Below are 19,798 nucleotides of genomic sequence, written 5' to 3'. Positions count from 1 at the left end.
TAATTGACATTGTTTCTCAACACCCCATCAGTGACACTGCGGATTTTTATTATAATTAACTAATTAATAATGAAAAAATTAAAATGAAACATATTTTCAACATTAAAGATAAGACATTTCTTACAGAGAATGTAAGAGATCTCTCACAAAGCCGAAAGTGAAATTCGATTAACCATTAGACCGCTAATGGATTAAGGCCAGAAAGAAACACCGCCAGCGTTGGCGCTAAGGTCTGACGCTTTTTGGTGCCGAATTCTTCCAGGATGATTTCCCCGGAAACATTACACAGCGACACCATGGTCAGCTCTGAATCAGTCGTTGCTAAAAACAGCGTCGGCGTGAGTTTAAGGCGCTTCTGCGTTAATAAATGACCAATCAGATTCTCCTGCATCCGGGTGAAATCCTCTTCACTCCACACCTGCAACAGCTGGCACGATAGTGAATCAAACTGCGCCGCCATATCCCCGGCATACTGCGCGGTGTAAAAAGCATGAACATCGGGATGCAGGCTGATTTCCAGCGCACGTTCCACACCATCCAATACGGCTGAAGGAACAAAAGGCTGTGGCAACCAGTGAACGGTATCGTCATGATTTTCGACAATACACGGGGAAGGTATACCGTAAAGTGCTTCACTGGCAGGCAAATGCCCCTTTTCCTGCTGCCAACAGGCAACATAACGCTGGGTAAACGCCGCCAGTGCCGAAACAACTTCATGTTCCATAATTTTTCTCATCACTCTTTTAGTCAGGTTACACTATTCGTCATCACGCTTATCACATCAAGGTAACAGCATGTCCGTCTATGACAAGCATCAGGCCCTGAGCGGGCTGACACTGGGCAAACCCACCCCCTATCACGACCGCTATGATGCCGCACTTCTGCAACCCGTGCCACGTAGCCTGAACCGCGATCCACTCGGCATTTATCCTGACAATCTGCCGTTTCATGGCGCGGATATCTGGACGCTCTATGAGCTTTCCTGGCTGAACAATCGCGGCGTGCCTCAGGTGGCCGTCGGTGAAATGCATCTCAATGCAGAAAGCCTGAATCTGATTGAATCAAAAAGTTTTAAGCTGTATCTGAACAGCTTTAATCAGACGGCATTCGACAGTTGGGAAAGCGTACGCGCAACGTTAGCCAAAGATCTGGCGCATTGCGCACAGGGGGATGTCAGCATCACACTCTTCAAACTCAACGAGCTTGAAGGCCAGCCGATAGCAGGATTCACAGGCGAGTGCATCGACGACCAAGACATTCAGATCGACAGCTACGACTTCAGCGCCGACTATCTGGCGACAAACGAACAGGACGCGCCAATCGTTGAAGAAACACTGGTCAGCCACCTGCTGAAATCCAACTGTTTGATCACCCATCAGCCAGACTGGGGCTCGGTACAAATTCATTATCGCGGTAAGCGCATCAACCGTGAAGCGCTGCTGCGCTACATTGTCTCATTTCGTCATCATAACGAATTTCACGAACAGTGTGTGGAACGAATTTTTAACGACATCATGCGCTACTACCAGCCGGAAAAACTCAGCGTGTATGCCCGCTATACCCGACGCGGCGGGCTGGACATCAACCCCTGGCGCAGTAACACCGCGTTTAACTCGTCAAATGGACGCCTGCCACGCCAGTAACCGGCCGATAAATCTCAGGCTTGCACGGTAATATGCGTGGCGTCACGCAAGTTAGGCGAGAAGCAGTTGTCAACATTGGAAAAAATGATGGCAGCGCGTTAAGGTGGTGTGCCAGACAACAAAAGATCCATAACGTCTGAACGGTGCTCAAGTAGGTTTCATTTAGGCTCGCGGTATTTCACGCATGCGCGTTCCGCGTAGTGTCTTAAATGAATGACATTCGTGCCGTGCTGCTGAAACGTCGAGCGTGTAACAACGGAACGTGCTCTCGGCAGCCAGCATGGCATCGCGAATTATATTGCGTTTCAAGGAGCAAAATTGATTACACATATCAGCCCATTGGGATCGATGGATTTGTTATCGCAGTTGGAAGTGGACATGCTGAAAAGCACAGCCAGCAGCGATCTCTACCGTTTGTTTCGCAACTGTTCCCTCGCCGTACTGAATTCCGGTAGCCAGACAGATAACAGCAAAGAGCTGCTGTCTCGTTATGAAGATTTTGATATCAACGTGCTGCGCCGCGAGCGCGGCGTCAAACTGGAATTGGTGAACCCGCCGGAAGACGCCTTCGTTGACGGCAACATCATTCGCGCCTTGCAGGCTAACCTGTTCGCCGTATTGCGCGACATTCTGTTCGTCAACGGCCAAATCGCCAGCGCAGGCCGCTATCAGAACCTGAATCTGGAAAATTCCGCCCATATTACCAATCTGGTGTTCTCTATCCTACGTAATGCCAGAGCGCTCCACGTTGGGGAAGAACCGAACATGGTGGTCTGCTGGGGCGGCCATTCGATTAATGAAATCGAATACCAGTATGCTCGCAAGGTAGGCAGTCAGCTCGGCCTGCGTGAACTGAATATCTGCACGGGCTGCGGTCCGGGTGCGATGGAAGCACCAATGAAAGGTGCCGCCGTCGGTCATGCGCAGCAGCGCTATAAAGAAGGACGCTTCATCGGCATGACTGAACCGTCCATCATTGCCGCCGAGCCGCCTAATCCGCTGGTCAATGAACTGATTATCATGCCAGATATCGAAAAGCGTCTGGAAGCCTTTGTCCGTATCGGACATGGCATCATCATTTTCCCCGGCGGGGTCGGAACGGCAGAAGAGTTCCTCTATCTGCTGGGCATCATGATGAACCCAGAAAACAGCGAACAGGTGCTGCCGATTATCCTGACCGGGCCGGAGGAAAGTGCAGACTATTTCCGCGTGCTGGACGAATTCATTGTTAGCACGCTGGGCCGTCAGGCGCGCCGTTACTACTCGATCGTCATTAATGATGCCGCAGAAGTCGCCCGTCAGATGAAGAAAGCGATGCCGCAGGTGAAAGAAAGCCGTCGCCACACGGGCGATGCTTACAGCTTTAACTGGTCACTGCGCATCGCACCCGACCTGCAACTGCCCTTTGAGCCGACACATGAAAATATGGCCGACCTCAACCTGCATCCGAATCAGCCAGCTGAAGAGCTGGCTGCCGCGCTACGCCGGGCGTTCTCCGGTATTGTGGCCGGTAATGTGAAAGAGGTCGGTATTCAGGCAATTGAGCAACGTGGGCCGTACAAAATTCACGGCGACCCGCAGATGATGAAAAGCATGGATACGCTGCTACAGGGCTTTGTCGCACAGCAGCGCATGAAGCTGCCCGGCAGCGCCTATATTCCCTGCTACGAAATCTGCGCCTAACGGTTCACCGCTCGGTCATACCTACGTGGGGAAGCCCTGCTTCCCCCTCTTATCACATCAGGAATTACGCGATGCCCGTCCATTTGCTGATTGTCGACGCGCTCAATCTGATACGTCGCATTCATGCGGTACAAGGTTCGCCCTGTATCACGGCATGCCAACATGCGCTGCATCAACTCATACAGCACAGCCAGCCTACGCACGCGGTGGCCGTCTTTGATGATGAAGATCGCGATACCAGTTGGCGTCACCAACTCTTGCCGGACTACAAGGCAGGACGCACGCCAATGCCGGATAATTTGAAGCAGGAACTCCCACAGATTAAAGCGGCCTTTGCCGCCGTTGGCGTAGCAAGCTGGCATAGCCTCGGCAATGAAGCCGACGATCTGGCGGCTACGCTGGCCGTCAAGCTATCATCAGCGGGCCATCAGGCGACGATCGTGTCGACCGATAAAGGGTACTGCCAGCTATTGGCTCCACACATTCAGATCAGGGATTATTTTCAGAAACGCTGGCTGGATCTGCCGTTTATCGAACAGGAATTTGGTGTGTCACCGCAGCAGTTGACAGACTACTGGGGGCTGGCAGGCATTAGCAGCAGCAAGATTCCAGGTGTCACAGGAATCGGCCCTAAAAGTGCCGCACAGCTTTTACAACAGGCAGGGAGTCTGGAGGCGCTGTATCAGCAGTTAGATGCCGTACCGGAAAAGTGGCGTAAGAAGCTGGAACAGCATAAGGAAATGGCGCTGATCAGTCGTCAAATCGCGATGCTGCGTACCGATTTAACGCTTAATGGCAATCTGCAGCAGCTGAGGCTGCCAGTGCAGAATAGCGCCCCGCCGCATTCTCACTAGCGGATGAATACAGATGCGTACCTGAGTGACCTCAGATACGCACCAGCACGAGATTATCGCTCGTCGCGACGGCCAGGCACCGCACTCCAGAAACGACGAACATGCACCGTGATTTCTTCACGGTCATGGTACAAATGCTTGGCATGCACTTCGGCATTAATCCCATTTTCGCTCAGGCGCTCACGTAGCACGGCCAGATTCTGCGACACTTCTTCATAGCGCTTCTTCATCGGCAACTTCAGGTTGAATATCGCTTCACGACACCAGCCCTTGATTAGCCAATCACTCATCAGACTGGTAACTTTCGCCGGCTTCTCCACCATATCGCACACCAGCCAATACACGTTATTACGCGGTACTTCGAAGCGGAAACCATCCGCCTGATGGTGCATCACCTGTCCGGTGTCCATCAGGCTCGGAGCCATCGGGCCGTTGTCTACCGCATAAACCATCATGCTGCGTTTAACCAGTTGGTAAGTCCAGCCGCCGGGGCAGGCGCCTAAATCCACCGCGTACATGCCGCTGCCCAGACGCTCATCCCACTCGTCGGCAGGAATAAAGACATGAAACGCTTCTTCCAGCTTAAGTGTCGAACGGCTTGGTGCATCGGAAGGGAACTTGAGGCGTGGGATCCCCATATAAAACGGTGAATTGTTATTGCTATAAGAGTAACCGGCATAGCAGCAGCCGGGCGCAATGAACAACACATGCAGCACCGGACGATCCGCTTTTTCATAGCCCAGCAGAATTTTATGCTCGCGTAATGCAGCACGCAGCGGCACGGTGAATTTGCGGCAGAACTTCATCAGCTCTTTGCTTTCATTGGTGTCGGGAACTTCGACACGCAACTCCCCCGCACGCTCAATGGCTCCCGTCAGCATACCAACGATTGGCGTGATGCGGTCTTCCGGCGGCAGATCGCGCAGCAGTTCACCGCTCAGGAACATCTGGCGGGCAAAAATCAGCTCATGAAACGGCAGCGTTTTTACCAGACGTTCTGCATCTTCATGCTGATAGCATTCAAACACAACGTAGCCACTGTTCTCTTTTACCCGCGCGAAGCCAAAGGCATTATGCTCCGTGGCTTTTTCCGTTATTTCCGCCGCGCACTCTTTCTCAAACCCAGAGCGGCAATACAAAATGACTTTATTCATGGCGTTTAGCCTTTCTCTTCAGACGCAGTGCGCCAATCAATATTAATATCCACCCCACCAGAAAACAGGCTCCGCCAATTGGCGTCACATAAACCCACAGTTTCAGGTGAGAAAGCGCCAGACAGTACAAACTTCCGCTGAAGAGTACCGTTCCCAACGCCAGAAAAACGCTGCTCCAGTAAAACCACAGATTGGTTCGCTGTTGCATCGCAACCGATAGCGCCAAAATCGCCAGCGTGTGAAATGCCTGATATTCAAGGCCGGTATGTAGCCAGCCCAGCTCCGTTGCGCCCAGCGTTTTGCTGAGAACGTGAGAGCCAAACGCACCCAGCGCGACAAAAGTGAAGCCGCTGATAGCAGCAAACACCAGCATGAAACGACTATTCATCGTAGTTACCTATAATCGTTGTTACCTATAAACAAGGTTGCTGACAAAGACCGCCGAGCGGTAGTAACGGATAGATCGTAAAGTCGCTGTAAACACGTCCCTGTGCGCTCGGCTTGCGCCATCCATGGCGCAAACGCTTTACTCTTCCATTCCGTTACTACCGTTTTCATTCTGCAAATAGATCTATCATCAGTCTGAAACGTAGTTACCTGTGAGTTATTCGGTCATCAAACCTCGACAGCCCGCGACACGGCTTCAGCGCGTGCCGTTGTCATAGCGGAAGCGAAATTTTTCCTGTTCGCTGGCTGCCCGCGCCAGAATCCAATGGCGAAAGGCGGCTATTTTACCCAGTTCTGCCTGACTGTCATGACATACCAGATAAAAAGCATTCCGGCTGACCAGCACATCGTTAAACGGACACACCAGTCGCCCAGCTTCGATTTCCGTCTGTGCCATCACATTATTCGCCAGCGCTACGCCCTGCCCGTGGATCGCCGCCTGCAACACCATCGCGCTGTGGCTGAAAATCGGCCCTTGCTGCACGTTAATCTGCACGCCAAGCTGACGCGTATAGGACAGCCAGTCACGACGCGACGCATCGTGCAGCAGCGTATGTGCCACCAAATCATCCGGCGTTTTTAACGGGTGATTCCCCGTCAGCAATACCGGTGAACAAACGGGCAAAAGATACTCGGCGTACAGCTTTTCTACTCGTAACCCCGGCCAGTTGCCCCGACCATAGAAAATCGCGACATCCACATCATCCGCCAGACGATCTTCATCGCGATCCACGGCCTGAATACGAACATCAATCCCTGGATAGTCAGAGTTAAAACTTGAAAGACGCGGCACCAGCCAATGAATAGCAAAGCTGGGCAACAGGCTGACCGTTAACGCGCCTTTGGCGCTGCGGGATTGCAGCTTACGGGTTGCATCATTCAAAGAGGAGAAGATCTCTTTGATATCAAGATAGTAACTTTGCCCCTCTTCCGTCAGTAGCAGAGAGCGATTACGACGGCGGAATAATTTAAGCCCCAGGAAATCTTCCAGTGACTTAATCTGGTGGCTGACGGCAGCCTGCGTGACAAACAGTTCTTCTGCTGCTTTGGTAAAACTTAAATGGCGAGCCGCCGCATCAAAAACGCGCAGTGCGTTGAGCGGAGGGAGACGTTTTGACATGAATGAAATCTTTTGGTTTACGCTAAATCAGCGATTTATCAGGCACATTCGTACCCAATAACGCTTAAGGTGCAGAAAGACGACAATGGGAAATCGCCCCAGTCGGTCCGCTGTCTGCGCGTTCAAAGCCATCGACAGCGGCCAACCTCTCTACAACGAAAAGATGACGGGTACATATATTAGTTTTTGTAATCCGAGACATTATAATTTGTCCGTTGAGGATGTACCAGCAAATACCTATATTAGCGCAACTTCCTGGGCCGGAACGAAAAGTGCGGAGGGGTGACCTGAGGTGCTTTTGGCTTGTGGTTGTGATGTTGTGTTTGCTATTTGTTTGTCTGCCTTTTGCAGATGTGGTAGCGAGTCTACCCTATTCACTTCCTGTACATTTACCCTGTCTGTCCAAAGTGATTTTTTGTGTAGCACCGCAAATTGCGGTGCTTTTTTTTGCTTACGTTTCACACCTGAATGCCATAACACGCTTATCTAGCATCTGGCATAACTTAACAGGCAACGTGTGATGATATACCCGTCATACTTCAAGTTGCATGTGCGTTGGCTGCGTTCACTCACCCGAATCACTTACCTGAGTAAGCTCATCGGGATTCCTTCTCTTGCCGCCTGCCTGAAACTCGAATTATTTAGGGTATGAGCAAACGGCACTATTTCCCTTTCGCCATTTCTTTCACATTATCACGGTTAATTTGCTGCTGCTGACCGTAGGCATCGGTATAGCTGATCATACCCGTCTCATCATCCACCTTCGGTTTCCCCTCTGCGACGATGGTACGACCGTCATTGGTATGCATGACGTAATTACTGGAACAGGCTGCCAGAGAAAACGCCATCACGATAGCGGCAAAAATAGAAATTTTATTCTTCATAGTTAACCCTCAATGAATTTAAATGTCTTCTAGTTAACCTTATTCATCAGGAAATCCTGAAAATTAACACTTTAAAGCGTAGCAATAGTTGATTTTTTTTCCATAAAATCGCATTAGGCATAGTCCTAAACTTGTCTCTCTCGACAAAATGGGACAGGATCTGCCTCCAAAAGAGGATGCTCATGACACCGTTTAACCCTGCCACCTTTCGCCAACAGTTCCCCGCTCTCCAGCATTCGACTGTCTATCTTGATAGCGCCGCGACTGCGCTGAAACCGCAGTCCGTCATTGATGCGGTGCAGGCGTTCTATGGCAGCGAGAGTGGTACGGTGCATCGCAGCCAGCATCGCGGCGCGCAGGTGTTAACCCAGCGTTTTGAAGGCGCTCGTGAGCAAGTCGCCGCTTTGCTCCACGCCGACGATCCGCGTTCCATTGTCTGGACCAGAGGCACGACGGAAGCGATCAATCTGGTCGCGCAGAGCTATGCACGCCCTCGCCTTCAACCGGGCGATGAGATCGTCGTTAGCGAAGCGGAGCATCACGCGAACCTTATTCCGTGGCTGATGGTGGCGCAGCAAACTGGCGCTAAGATCGTGAAGTTGCCGATAGGCGCGGACTTGTTAGCGGATATCGAACAGTTAGCCACGTTGATCACGCCAAAAACCCGCCTGCTGGCGCTGGGACAGATGTCAAACGTGACAGGCGGCCAGCCCGATCTGGCGCGGGCGATTACACTGGCTCACCGCTATGGTGCGGTAGTAATGGTTGACGGCGCGCAGGGCATCGTTCACTGCCCGCCCGATGTACAGGCGCTGGATATCGATTTCTACGCGTTTTCCGGACACAAGCTTTATGCTCCGACTGGGATCGGCGTGCTGTACGGCAAAACCGCCTTACTGGAAAGCATGATGCCGTGGCAAGGCGGCGGGAAGATGATGACACAGGTTTCTTTTGACGGCTTCACACCGCAGGCGATTCCACAGCGTTTTGAAGCGGGAACCCCCCACATTGCTGGCGTGCTTGGCCTGTCTGCGGCACTAGACTGGCTGACCACGCTGGATTGGCACGCCGCAGAGCAGCACAGCCAGCAGTTAGCGCAGCTTGCCGAAACGCATCTGGCGCAGTTCCCCGGCTTCCGCAGCTTCCGCAGCCCGCAATCCAGCGTGCTGTCCTTTGATATTGCCGATGTACACCACAGCGATCTGGTTACGCTGTTAGCTGAAAGCGGCATCGCACTGCGTGCTGGGCATCACTGTGCGCAGCCATTAATGGACGCGCTCGGCGTCAGCGGCACGCTCCGCGCCTCGTTTGCCCCCTATAACAACCAACAGGATGTTGCTGCACTGATCGCCGCAGTGGGCAGCGCCCTTGAATTATTGATCGACTAAACCATGACCCAGACAACTGACACCACGCACCCTTTTGGCCACCACACCACCGTCGCTGACCTGCTGGCGCGATTCGATGCCTGCCGCGCGTGGGAAGATCGCTATCGGCAGCTCATTTTGCTGGCAAAAGCGCTGCCAACGCTGCCCGAGGTGCTGAAAACCGAGGAAATTTCATTATCCGGCTGTGAAAATCGCGTCTGGCTGGGTTATCAACGTCAGGAAGACGGCAGGCTGCATTTTTACGGCGACAGCGACGGGCGCATTGTGCGGGGATTACTGGCGGTATTGTTAACCGCCGTTGAGGGAAAAACGCCAGAAGCGCTATTGCAGCACGATCCGCTGGCGCTATTCGATAGTCTTGGGCTACGCGCTCAACTCAGCGCTTCACGTTCAAGCGGGCTGGCGGCGCTGGCCGCCAGAATCAAGGAAATTGCCGAACAAGAGGCTTCACTAAAATAGAACCACTCAGGTTATTTATTTCTGCAACGCAGACGCCCTTTCCCTTTTCGCTATCATCTTCTTCAGCGCATGAGATACCGCAACAAACCCAAAGGTTGCGGTAACCATTGTCGCGGCGCCAAAGCCTGACGCACAATCCATCCGCATCACCCCATCGGCCGTGCTGCGAGACGCACAGACGGAGCCGTCAGGCTGCGGATAAACCAGCGGTTCGCTGGAAAATACGCAGTCGATCCCCAGTTTCCCTTTGCTGTTCTTCACCACGTTAAAATCGTTCTTGAGCCGTTCACGCAGCTTGGCGGCCAGCGGATCCTGAATGGTTTTCGCCAGATCGACCACCTCAATGCGGGTCGGATCGATCTGTCCACCCGCACCGCCAGTTGTCACTACAGGGATCTTATAGCGGCGACAGTAGGAGAGCAGCGCCGCCTTCGGGCGCACGCTGTCGATGGCATCAATCACATAGCTGAAATTCTGGTCGAGCAGCTCGGCCACGTTTTCCGCGCTGATGAAATCATCCACGCAGGTGACGTGACATTCTGGGTTGATCGCCAGAATACGTTCAGCCATCACTTCCGTCTTCGACTGCCCAGTATGCTGACGCAGCGCGTGGATCTGCCGATTGGTGTTACTGACACACACATCATCCATATCGATCAGTGTGATCGCGCCGATGCCGGTACGAGCCAGCGCCTCAGCCGCCCAGGAGCCGACGCCACCAATGCCAATCACGCAAACGTGGGCCTGAGAAAACAGCGCCAGCGCCTGTTGACCATATAACCGCGCGGTGCCGCCGAAGCGTTGCAAATAGGCTTCGGATAATTGCGTACTCATTCAACCAACCTTACGAAAACAAAATCACAGGAAAATAAAACAGCGAGAAAAAGCGGCTCAGGATAGCGCTAAACCCGCACGACATCTACCAGACAGCTCATAGCATTCGGCCCCTGCGTCAGCGGCGAGGTGCCGATATCCAGCGTCAGTACATTTGCATTTCCTGATTGTTCAACCGGATGCCACGTTTTCTGGCCGAAGCCGGGTTCAAACCAGGCACCGGTGGACATAATCACCACGCCCGGCGTGACGCCGTCGGTAATCTGTACGCCCGCCAGAATACGGCCACGCGCGTTTCTGACTTCCACCTGCGAACGGTCGACGATATCCCGTTTGGCGGCATCCTGCGGGTGCATGTACAGCGTCTCTTTTCCTGCGGTTTTATTCGCAGCAACCTGCGGCGTAGCAGCCAACTGACTGTGCAACCGGTCAGATGGCTGAATGGAAATAAAGTGCAGCGGCCATTCTTCCGAGCTTTTGGCTCCCAGCCATTCAACGGGAGGCTGCCACTCAGGATGCGGCGCAAAATCGGCATAGCCATAGCTGGCGATGGCCGAGCTGAACAGTTCAATTTTACCGCTTGGCGTACTCAGCACATGCTGCTGCGGATCGCGGCGGAAATCCTCAAAGAACACAAACGGCTTTTCATCCATAGGGATTTCTACATGTCCCTGCTGCCAGAATTCCTCAAATGACGGCCAGCGGTCAGCGGCATCCCGCTGCCTTGCTCGACATTCGTCATACAGGTGTTCCAGCCATTGCTGCTCGCTGCGGTTTTGCGTGAATGCGTCGCCATAGCCCAGACGTTCCGCCAATTCGCTGAAAATATCCACGTCATTACGCGCCTGATGCTGCGGCGCAATCGCCTGATGCATGGCAAAAATAAAGCGATCGCGAGACGATCCGCCGATGTCATTACGCTCCAGCGTGGTAGTGACGGGCAGCACGATGTCGGCCATCTGTGCCGCAGGCGTCCAGACGATATCCTGCACAATCACCGTATCCGGCTTACGCCAGCCGTCCACCAGACGGTTCAACTGCTGGTGATGATGGAACGGATTACCGCCCGCCCAGTGAATCAGATGAATATCGGGATAAGTATGGGTTTCGCCCTGAAAGGTATAAGGCGTTCCCGGATGCAGTAGCATATCGGCAATACGCGCCACAGGGATCGCCTGCCCCGCGTTCGGGGTTGACGGAGACGCGGGCGCAGGCGTTGAAATACGCTCATTGCCGACGCTGTTCATCGAACCGTGGCCGAAGGAGAATCCACCACCCGGTAACCCCACTTGTCCCAGCATGGAAGACAGCGCAATCATCATCCAGTAAGGCTGTTCGCCACGGTGTGCGCGCTGCACGGAGTAAGAGCAGGTAATAAAGCTGCGTACACCAATCAACTGCTGCGCCAGACGTCGGATGCGCTCGGCAGGAATACCCGTGATGTCGCTGGCCCATTCGGGGGTTTTCACCACGCCGTCGCCGCGACCGTGCAAATAGTCACTCAATTGCTCGTAGCCAACGCAGTAGCGTTGCAGGAAATCTTTATCGTCAGCGCCCAAACGTTGAATCTCATACCCCAGTGCCAGCATCAGGGCGACATCAGTATTCGGGCGGATTGGAATCCACTCGGCATTCACAAATTCAGGACAATCATCGCGCATCGGGCTGATGTTAATGACAGGAATGCCTTTCGCCACCAGCGCTTCCAGCGCAGGCTTAAGCGTATGGTGCCCGGCACCGCCGGAGGCCACCTGGGCGTTTTTCAGCGCCAGACCGCCAAACGCGAGGAAAATATCACAGTGCTCGGCGACGCTGCGCCATTCGGTTACTTTGCCCGTCAGCGGGTGGAAGGTGCCGATCACGTACGGCAGGAAGAACTGCGCCGCGCCCCAGCTGTAATTGCCCTGCTGATCGACCGCGCCACCGCCGGAAAAATAGAAGCGTCGAACCTGAGAACGCGCATGGTGATAGCGCCCGGCAGATGACCAACCGTAGGACCCCGCAAACATGCCGTCCGCACCGTAGCGATCGCGAATACGGCGATTTTCCTGCGCAACCAGATCGAGTGCGACGTCCCAATCCACCTCAACAAAGTCCTCCCGGCCGCGCAGCGTTCTGTCGCTGTTTTCGCGTTTCTGAAGCCAGGAACGACGCACCGAAGGCCGACGGATACGCCGGTCGGAATACACCAGCGGTACGATGGAATCGAGCATGGCGGACGGTGCTGGATCGTCAGCAAACGGCTCGCATCGAATCAGTCTGCCGTCTTCAACCACAGCGGTAAACGCGCCCCAGTGCGCAAGATGTGGATAACGTTTAATCGCCATGACAACCTCAGGATAAGTAATTAGCAGGGTGGATAATAACCTGAATTATCCACGCCCCCAACAGCAAGAAGAGTGAATAGCTTATGCGTAATATGACATTACTTATCCATATTAAAACGTTCGTTTAAAACACGCGTTAGGCTAGGGTTTAACCAGAAAATAAAGAGCAGGTTCAGGCCGTTTTATTATTTTTTCGTTATTCAAACCAGGAACGCAGCATGAAACCCATTACGCCACACAGCAACGGTAATGACGCTATTTCATTACTGCCCCGATGTTGACTTAATTCAGCCTTATTTCTCTTCCTCCTGAAGAGAACGGTTTTTTGTCACCCAAAACACATCACTCAAAACACGCCATTAAAAAAATAAAGGCGGAGCGCACAACGCGGCCCTCTGCATACGGATGGGAAATATGAAAAAAAATCTATTCTTATCAGCGTTGATTCTGACGTCTTCGCTATTCGGCCTTGCCGCACAGGCGGAAACCCTGACGCCCAAGCGCGGCGGCACGCTGAATTTTTTGGCCGAGCCTGAACCGCCCGTGTTAACCAGCCTGGTTAGCACCAGCGGCGCGGTGATGAAGGTCAACGCCAAGGTCATTGAAGGCCTGTTGAATTATGATTTCGATATGAAACCGACCCCGCAGCTGGCGACCAGTTGGTCAGTTAGCCCGGACGGCAAACAATATACGTTCCATTTGCGTAAAGGCGTGAAATGGCATGATGGGCAAGACTTCACCTCTGCGGACGTCGCGTTTTCTATTCTGACCGTCAAAAAATACAATTCACGCGGTCAGGGCACGTTTGCCAACGTCACCGAAGTGAAAACCCCCGATCCGTATACCGCGATTCTTGAACTGTCAAAACCCGCACCTTATCTGCTGAGCGCGTTCTCTGCCAACGAAGCGCCTATCGTGCCGAAACACTTATATGAAGGCACCAACATTCTGTCGAATCCTCACAATACCGCACCGATTGGTACCGGTCCGTTCGTCTTCAAAGAATGGGTTCGTGGCAGCCATATCCTGTATGAACGTAACCCGAACTACTGGGATAGCCCCAAGCCTTACGTTGATAAACTGGTGGTGAAAATCATTCCCGATGCCGCCACTCGCACGATTGCACTTGAAACCGGCGCGCTGGATCTGGGAAGCGACTCTCCCGTTCCGCTGAGTGAAATTGAACGCATCAAGAAAAACCCCAAGCTGGGCATTGAAACCAACGGCTACGGCTATAGCCCAACGCAAACTCGCATCGAGTTCAATCTGGATAACCCTTACCTGAAGAACCTGAAAGTTCGCCAGGCCATTGCGCACAGCATCAATATTGATGTGTTGAAAAACGTGGTGTGGTACGGCTATGCGGTAAGTTCACCGACACCCATTACGCCGGAGCTGGCGCAGTTCCATGATGCGACGCCCTCTCCTTATGGCTTCGATATTGCCAAAGCGAACCAGTTGCTGGATGAAGCGGGCTTCCCGCGTCAGGCAAACGGTATCCGCTTCAAGCTGGTACATGACTTCATGCCCTATGGCGATAGCTTCAAACGCGTAGCGGAATACCTCAAATCGTCACTCGCCAAAGTCGGCATCGACGTCACCATTCGCTCGCAGGATTTCGCCACCTTCGTTAAGCGCGTTTATACCGACCGCGACTTTGACTTCAACAACGGCTCCATCTCGAACCTGTTCGATCCCGCCGTAGGCGTACAGCGCCTGTACTGGTCAAAAACGTATCAACCGGGCGTGCCTTTCGGCAACGGCTCACATTACAGCAACCCGGAAGTAGACCGTCTGCTTGAGCAAGCCTCGGTGGAAACCAATCCTGAAAAACGCGTGGAGTTGTACAAGCAGTTCCAACGCATCATCGCCACGGATATTCCCGATTTGAACCTGCTCCAAATTAAGCGCCAGACGATTTACAACAAGCGCGTGCACAACGTCGTCACGGATATTCAGGGCGTCAACGGCAGCCTGGCCGACGTGTGGCTGGATCAGTAATCGTAATACAGCATTCCCCTGCGCTGGCAGGGGAATCCCATGAAGGTATGTGATGAATAAAGTAGAACGAATCGGGCGCGTACTGTGGCGAACCCTGCTTCATGCGCTGCCAACGGCGATTGGCATTGTCATTCTGGTGTTTTTCCTGTTGCAGCTGGTGCCGGGAGACGCCGTTGATGTGCTGGCCGGCGAGTCAGGCAATGCAACCGAAGCGACGATGGCACACCTGCGCGCTCAATTCGGTCTCGATCAACCCATACTGCAACAGCTCTCTGTTTATTTAGGTAATTTAGCGCAGTTCAGCCTCGGCTTTTCGCCTCGCTACAACGCACCGGTGATGGACCTGATCCTGTCACGGTTGCCGGGCACCCTATTCCTGATGCTGCTGTCGCAGGTCTTTGCCATCGTCATCGGTATAACGCTGGGAACGATCATGGCGGTGTGGGCAGGCAAATGGCCCGACCGCTTGCTCTCCCTCATCGCGCTGCTGCTCTACTCCACGCCGGGATTCTGGATCGGCCTGATGACGCTGATTCTGTTTTCCGTACATCTTGATTGGCTGCCAAGCGGCGGCAATATCACCATCGGCGCGAGCCTGACCGGTTGGGCGTATTTCAAGGATATGTTGCAGCATGCCATCCTTCCGGTAGTGGCGCTGAGCAGCTTTTTTATTGCCATTTATGCCCGTCTGACCCGCGCGGCCATGTTGGAGATCGCCCAGCAGGATTTCGTGCGTACGGCACATGCCAAAGGGCTGTCGCCGCTGTGGGTCACCGTCAGACACATTCTGCGCTGCGCGCTGCTGCCTATCACTACCGTGGCGGGGATGCACTTCGGCAATCTGCTGGGTGGAGCAGCCGTGGTCGAGACGGTCTTTAGCTGGCCGGGGCTGGGCCGTCTGGCGCTGGAAGCGGTGATGGCACGCGACTTCAACGTCTTGTTGGGCGTCCTGCTGCTTTCTGCCTTCTTAGTCATTTTGGCTAACGTGCTGGTGGACTTACTGCAATCCTGGCTCGATCCCCGAATTAAGGCACGCTGATATGAATCATCTTTCTCCTGAAAATCTCACACCGAAGAAAGCCACAGCGGATGGCGTTAGCTCAGCGGCAGCTCGCCCGTTAAAAACGCCTTTCCGCCTGTCGCCGGAGGTGCGTGCATTTATCCGCAATCCCGCGGGGATGGCCGGCCTGCTGTTGCTCATTACGGTATTTCTGATGGCCGCCTTCGCGCCGTTACTGTATCCCGGCGATCCGCTGGATATGGTCGCTCAGCCTTTCTTGTGGCCGGGCGAAAACCCTGATTTCCCCTTAGGAACCGATTCGATGGGCCGTGATGTCGCCGCCGGCATCGTCCACGGTTCACAGGTTTCCTTGCAGATCGGCTTCTCGGCAGTCATCGTCAGCCTGTTAATTGGCACCGTCGTCGGTGCACTGGCGGGCTATTTTGGCGGTCGGGTTGATGACCTGCTGGTTCATATCACCGAACTGTTCCAGACCTTCCCAACCTTTTTGCTGGTCGTGGTGCTGGTCGCCATCGGTTCGCCTTCGGTTACGCTGATTTCACTGGCTATCGGGATTGCCTCGTGGCCAACGATTGCCCGTCTGGTACGGGCCGAGTTTCGCTCCCTGCGTGAAAGCGATTTTGTGTTAGCCGCACGCAGTCAGGGATTTTCCAGTCTGCGTATCATCTTTCAGGAAATGCTGCCGAACGCGCTGCCGTCGATCATCGTCACCACATCCGTCATGGTTGCCTCGGCTATTTTGATTGAATCTGCCCTCTCCTTCTTAGGCTTTGGCGATCCGAACCGCGTAAGCTGGGGCAGCATGATCGGCGCAGGCCGGGAGTCGCTGCGTACCGCCTGGTTTCTTACCGCCCTGCCCGGTACTGCACTGGTCTTAACCGTGCTGTCATTGAATCTGGTTGGCGACGCGTTGAACGATGCGCTGAACCCACGGTTGCGGGGGAGAAGCGCATGAAGCCGCTGCTCGATATTCAAGATTTACACGTCGATTTTCCCGGTCATCAGGCCGTTCGAGGGCTAAACCTAACGATTAACGCCGGAGAAACGCTGGCGCTGGTCGGTGAATCCGGCTGCGGTAAATCCGCGACGGCGCTGTCCCTGATGCGACTGGTCGCCGAACCGAGAAAAATCAGCGGTCGTATTCTGTTTGATGGACAGGATCTGCTGACCCTGCCGGATCGGCAGATGCGCCAACTGCGTGGCAATGCGCTGTCGATGATTTTTCAGGAGCCGATGACCTCGCTCAACCCAGTACTTTCCATCGGGCAGCAGATTAGCGAAACGCTGCGATTGCATGAGGCGCTGACTCCTGCACAGGCACGGACGCGCGCCATCGAACTGCTTGATCTGGTCAAGATCCCAGAACCCGCCCGCCGGGTGGATGACTATCCACATAACCTTTCTGGCGGACAGCGTCAGCGCGTCATGATCGCCATGGCGGTGGCGTGCCGACCGCGTCTGCTGATTGCCGATGAGCCGACCACGGCGCTGGACGTTACCATTCAGGCACAGATTCTGGCGTTACTGGATAACCTGCGGCGTGAATTCTCGATGAGTTTACTGCTGATTACCCACGACCTTGGGCTGGTGGCGCAATGGGCCGACCGCGTGGCGGTGATGTATGCCGGGCAAAAGGTAGAAGAAGCACAGGCGGCCGACCTGTTTCAGTCATCCACACACCGCTTCTCCCCCAAGCACAGCTATACGCGCGGGCTGTTAGCGACATCGCTACACATGGATCAGGACAGGCACTACCGTACTCATCGGCTGGCGGAAATCCATCATGCGCCAACGGACGAAGGCTTTACGCTGCTGACACCGCCCACCTTGATTCACCGTGCCACCGATACAAACCAGCCGCCGCTGCTCTCGCTGAAAAATATTCATACCCGCTATTCAACAGCACAGGGCAAGGTGCTGGCCGTTGACGATGTGTCACTGACTATTTTACCCGGAGAAACCCTCGGTCTGGTGGGCGAATCCGGCTGTGGTAAATCTACCCTGTCCAAAACCATTCTGCGTCTGCTACCGCCTTCACACGGGCAGATCGTGTTCGATGGGCAAGACATCACCACGCTAAAAGAATCACGGCTGAAAGCGTTACGTCAGCGGGTGCAGATGATTTTTCAGGATCCGTACGCTTCGCTGAACCCACGCCACAGCATTCAACATATTCTTGAAACGCCGCTGATCGTACATGGTCTTGGCGATCGTTCGCAGCGACAGCAGGCAATCAAAAATATCATCGATCGTGTCGGCCTGCCGCAAAGCAGTCTGAGCCGCTATCCCCACGAATTTTCCGGCGGGCAGCGCCAGCGTATCGGCATTGCCCGTGCGCTGGAGGTACGCCCTTCACTGGTGATTTGCGACGAACCCGTGTCCGCACTCGATGTCTCTATTCAGGCGCAGATCCTCAATCTGTTGGTTGAGTTAAAAAACGAAATGGGCCTGTCGCTGCTGTTTATTTCACACGATCTCGCCGTGGTGCGTTATATCGCCGATCGGGTCATGGTCATGCAAAACGGACGCTGTGTGGAAAGTGGCGATCACCACAGCATCTGGCATCAGCCACAACACCCGTACACCCGCAAGCTGATCGATGCCGTGCCCGGCGGTGGGCAACGTGATGTGCTTGTGTCTCCACAGCCGATGAGCAGACAGGCGCATGGATAAGAACAGAGAACACATGATGAATACACCGACACCAACCGCTATTGACCAAACGGCGATGGAATCGGCCATTCAGGATTTTTTACCTGAGCTGATTGCGATTCGTCACCATATTCATCAACACCCAGAAATCGGCTTTGAAGAGTTTGCCACCGCGCAACTGGTAGCAGAAAAGCTGACAGCGTGGGGGCTTGCCGTCACGACGGGCATCGGTGGAACGGGCATGGTCGCCACTCTACGTGGTCGTTATCCCGGTGAAGACAGCATCGGCCTGCGGGCAGATATGGATGCGCTGTATATCAATGAGAAAACGGACCTGCCCTATGCTTCGGTGCATGCCGGGAAAATGCATGCCTGCGGACATGATGGACACACCACCATGCTGCTGGGTGCCGCGCGCTATTTGTCTCAGCACCCCAACTTTGCTGGCACGGTACATTTTATTTTCCAGCCAGCGGAAGAAGGGTTGGGCGGCGGGCTTGCCATGCTCAATGACGGCCTGCTGACCGCGTTCCCCTGCAACCGACTCTTTGGTCTGCATAACAAACCCGGTATCGAAGTGGGCAAATTCGCGATTCGCAGCGGTCCAATGCTGGCAGCCAGCGATACCTGGCAGGTCACATTTCACGGCACGGGCGGACACGGCGGTTCAGGCGTCCACCTTTCTATCGACCCGACGCTACCCGCCGCACAATTTATGCTTGGCTTACAAACCATCGTCAGCCGTAACGTTCCTGCGATGGACGCGGCGGTGCTGAGCATCGGTCACATTCAGGGCGGCGATATCCACGCCCCGAACGTTATCCCCGACAGCATCATCCTTAAAGGAACCGGGCGGAGCTACTCGCCGAGCGTTCGCCACCTGCTGGAAACGCGCCTGCGAGAACTGGCACACAGCACCGCACAAGGCTTTGGTGCAACGGCCGACGTGCACTATGAGCGGCAATATCCCGCGCTGGTCAACGATACGCACGCCACGCAGTTAGCCGTTAATGCCGCCGCGCAGGTGGTCGGACTCGAACAGGTTGACACCGCGATGACGCCGCTGCTGGGCGCAGAAGATTTTGCCTACATGCTGGAGCAGCGCCCCGGCGCATTCATGATGCTGGGTAACAGCGACAAAAAGGCATCCAACGTGCATCACCTGCATACCCCGCACTACGACTTTAATGACGCGCTGATCTCACTAGGCATCCGCTATTGGGCAACATTGGTTTATCAAGAGTTGGGTTTTCAAGAACTGGCCTAGCGACAGCGCATTTTCCACGGCCTCACTATCACAACGCATGACGTCGGTGCCCCCGACGGCAAGC

The 19,798-nt window shown here is 54.2% G+C and carries 17 protein-coding genes; 10 read left to right on the top strand and 7 right to left on the bottom strand.

Features of this window, described 5'->3' with window-relative positions; translation table 11 throughout:
- Positions 1 to 175 precede the first annotated feature (175 nt).
- Entirely contained in the window at positions 176 to 724 is a 549-nt protein-coding gene (syd, locus tag EIP93_RS05500) for a SecY-interacting protein (protein ID WP_109225015.1), read from the bottom strand.
- A gap of 70 nt (positions 725 to 794) precedes the next feature.
- On the opposite strand from syd, the gene queF reads away from it, so the two are divergent.
- The 3 genes from queF (at position 795) to xni (ending at position 4,180) form a co-directional block, all read left to right on the top strand.
- Positions 795 to 1,643: an NADPH-dependent 7-cyano-7-deazaguanine reductase QueF gene (queF, locus tag EIP93_RS05495; RefSeq protein ID WP_116586054.1), complete on the top strand. Its 849-nt coding sequence runs from the start codon at positions 795 to 797 to the stop codon at positions 1,641 to 1,643.
- 318 nt (positions 1,644 to 1,961) lie between these two features.
- Positions 1,962 to 3,326: a nucleotide 5'-monophosphate nucleosidase PpnN gene (gene ppnN, locus EIP93_RS05490; protein ID WP_039490387.1), complete on the top strand. Its 1,365-nt coding sequence runs from the start codon at positions 1,962 to 1,964 to the stop codon at positions 3,324 to 3,326.
- 71 nt (positions 3,327 to 3,397) lie between these two features.
- Positions 3,398 to 4,180, top strand: a complete 783-nt coding sequence (xni, locus tag EIP93_RS05485; RefSeq protein ID WP_103861177.1) for a flap endonuclease Xni — start codon at positions 3,398 to 3,400, stop codon at positions 4,178 to 4,180.
- Positions 4,181 to 4,233: 53 nt separating this feature from the next.
- Here the strand turns inward: xni and rlmM are convergent, their stop codons facing one another.
- From rlmM to EIP93_RS05465, 4 genes are all read right to left on the bottom strand, one after another.
- A complete protein-coding gene (gene rlmM / locus EIP93_RS05480; RefSeq protein ID WP_103157900.1) occupies positions 4,234 to 5,334 on the bottom strand; it encodes a 23S rRNA (cytidine(2498)-2'-O)-methyltransferase RlmM in 1,101 nt (366 codons plus the stop codon).
- Entirely contained in the window at positions 5,327 to 5,722 is a 396-nt protein-coding gene (locus tag EIP93_RS05475) for a DUF423 domain-containing protein (protein ID WP_103861178.1), read from the bottom strand. Before EIP93_RS05475 ends, rlmM begins: the two co-directional genes overlap by 8 nt.
- 255 nt (positions 5,723 to 5,977) lie before the next feature.
- Positions 5,978 to 6,901, bottom strand: coding sequence for a transcriptional regulator GcvA (locus EIP93_RS05470; protein ID WP_039362098.1), 924 nt, complete (start codon positions 6,899 to 6,901; stop codon positions 5,978 to 5,980).
- Between the two features lie 662 nt (positions 6,902 to 7,563).
- A complete protein-coding gene (locus EIP93_RS05465; protein WP_005975888.1) occupies positions 7,564 to 7,785 on the bottom strand; it encodes a YgdI/YgdR family lipoprotein in 222 nt (73 codons plus the stop codon).
- Positions 7,786 to 7,967: 182 nt separating this feature from the next.
- Between EIP93_RS05465 and csdA the strand changes: the two genes are divergently transcribed.
- Together csdA and csdE are read left to right on the top strand one after the other, a co-directional pair.
- Complete coding sequence (gene csdA, locus EIP93_RS05460; protein WP_107332447.1) at positions 7,968 to 9,173, top strand: cysteine desulfurase CsdA; 1,206 nt, start codon at positions 7,968 to 7,970, stop codon at positions 9,171 to 9,173.
- A gap of 3 nt (positions 9,174 to 9,176) precedes the next feature.
- A complete protein-coding gene (gene csdE, locus EIP93_RS05455; protein WP_039310432.1) occupies positions 9,177 to 9,632 on the top strand; it encodes a cysteine desulfurase sulfur acceptor subunit CsdE in 456 nt (151 codons plus the stop codon).
- 15 nt (positions 9,633 to 9,647) lie between these two features.
- Here the strand turns inward: csdE and tcdA are convergent, their stop codons facing one another.
- Together tcdA and EIP93_RS05445 are read right to left on the bottom strand one after the other, a co-directional pair.
- Entirely contained in the window at positions 9,648 to 10,466 is an 819-nt protein-coding gene (tcdA, locus tag EIP93_RS05450; protein ID WP_105879224.1) for a tRNA cyclic N6-threonylcarbamoyladenosine(37) synthase TcdA, read from the bottom strand.
- Between the two features lie 68 nt (positions 10,467 to 10,534).
- Positions 10,535 to 12,793 (bottom strand): molybdopterin-dependent oxidoreductase, encoded by a 2,259-nt coding sequence (locus EIP93_RS05445; protein ID WP_125232406.1) that lies wholly within the window; start codon positions 12,791 to 12,793, stop codon positions 10,535 to 10,537.
- Between the two features lie 414 nt (positions 12,794 to 13,207).
- On the opposite strand from EIP93_RS05445, the gene EIP93_RS05440 reads away from it, so the two are divergent.
- Genes EIP93_RS05440 through EIP93_RS05420 form a run of 5 tightly spaced genes read left to right on the top strand, consistent with a single transcriptional unit; the run spans position 13,208 to position 19,734 of the window.
- Positions 13,208 to 14,794 (top strand): ABC transporter substrate-binding protein, encoded by a 1,587-nt coding sequence (locus EIP93_RS05440; RefSeq protein ID WP_103861183.1) that lies wholly within the window; start codon positions 13,208 to 13,210, stop codon positions 14,792 to 14,794.
- Positions 14,795 to 14,846: 52 nt separating this feature from the next.
- Positions 14,847 to 15,833, top strand: coding sequence for an ABC transporter permease (locus EIP93_RS05435; protein ID WP_040031173.1), 987 nt, complete (start codon positions 14,847 to 14,849; stop codon positions 15,831 to 15,833).
- 1 nt (position 15,834) lies between these two features.
- Positions 15,835 to 16,770: an ABC transporter permease gene (locus EIP93_RS05430; RefSeq protein WP_125232405.1), complete on the top strand. Its 936-nt coding sequence runs from the start codon at positions 15,835 to 15,837 to the stop codon at positions 16,768 to 16,770.
- Positions 16,767 to 18,488, top strand: a complete 1,722-nt coding sequence (locus EIP93_RS05425) for an ABC transporter ATP-binding protein (protein WP_125232404.1) — start codon at positions 16,767 to 16,769, stop codon at positions 18,486 to 18,488. Before EIP93_RS05430 ends, EIP93_RS05425 begins: the two co-directional genes overlap by 4 nt.
- The gene (locus EIP93_RS05420) at positions 18,481 to 19,734 is read left to right on the top strand and encodes a M20 aminoacylase family protein (protein ID WP_125232403.1); all 1,254 of its coding nucleotides are present in this window, start codon (positions 18,481 to 18,483) and stop codon (positions 19,732 to 19,734) included. The genes EIP93_RS05425 and EIP93_RS05420 overlap by 8 nt, the downstream gene beginning before the upstream one ends.
- Positions 19,735 to 19,798 lie beyond the last annotated feature (64 nt).

The sequence above is a fragment of the Pectobacterium versatile genome (genome assembly GCF_003932035.1).
Classification (GTDB): Bacteria; Pseudomonadota; Gammaproteobacteria; order Enterobacterales; family Enterobacteriaceae; genus Pectobacterium; species Pectobacterium versatile.
The sequence above is the reverse complement of the archived record's forward strand: the minus strand, read 5'-3'. Positions and strand labels throughout refer to the sequence as shown.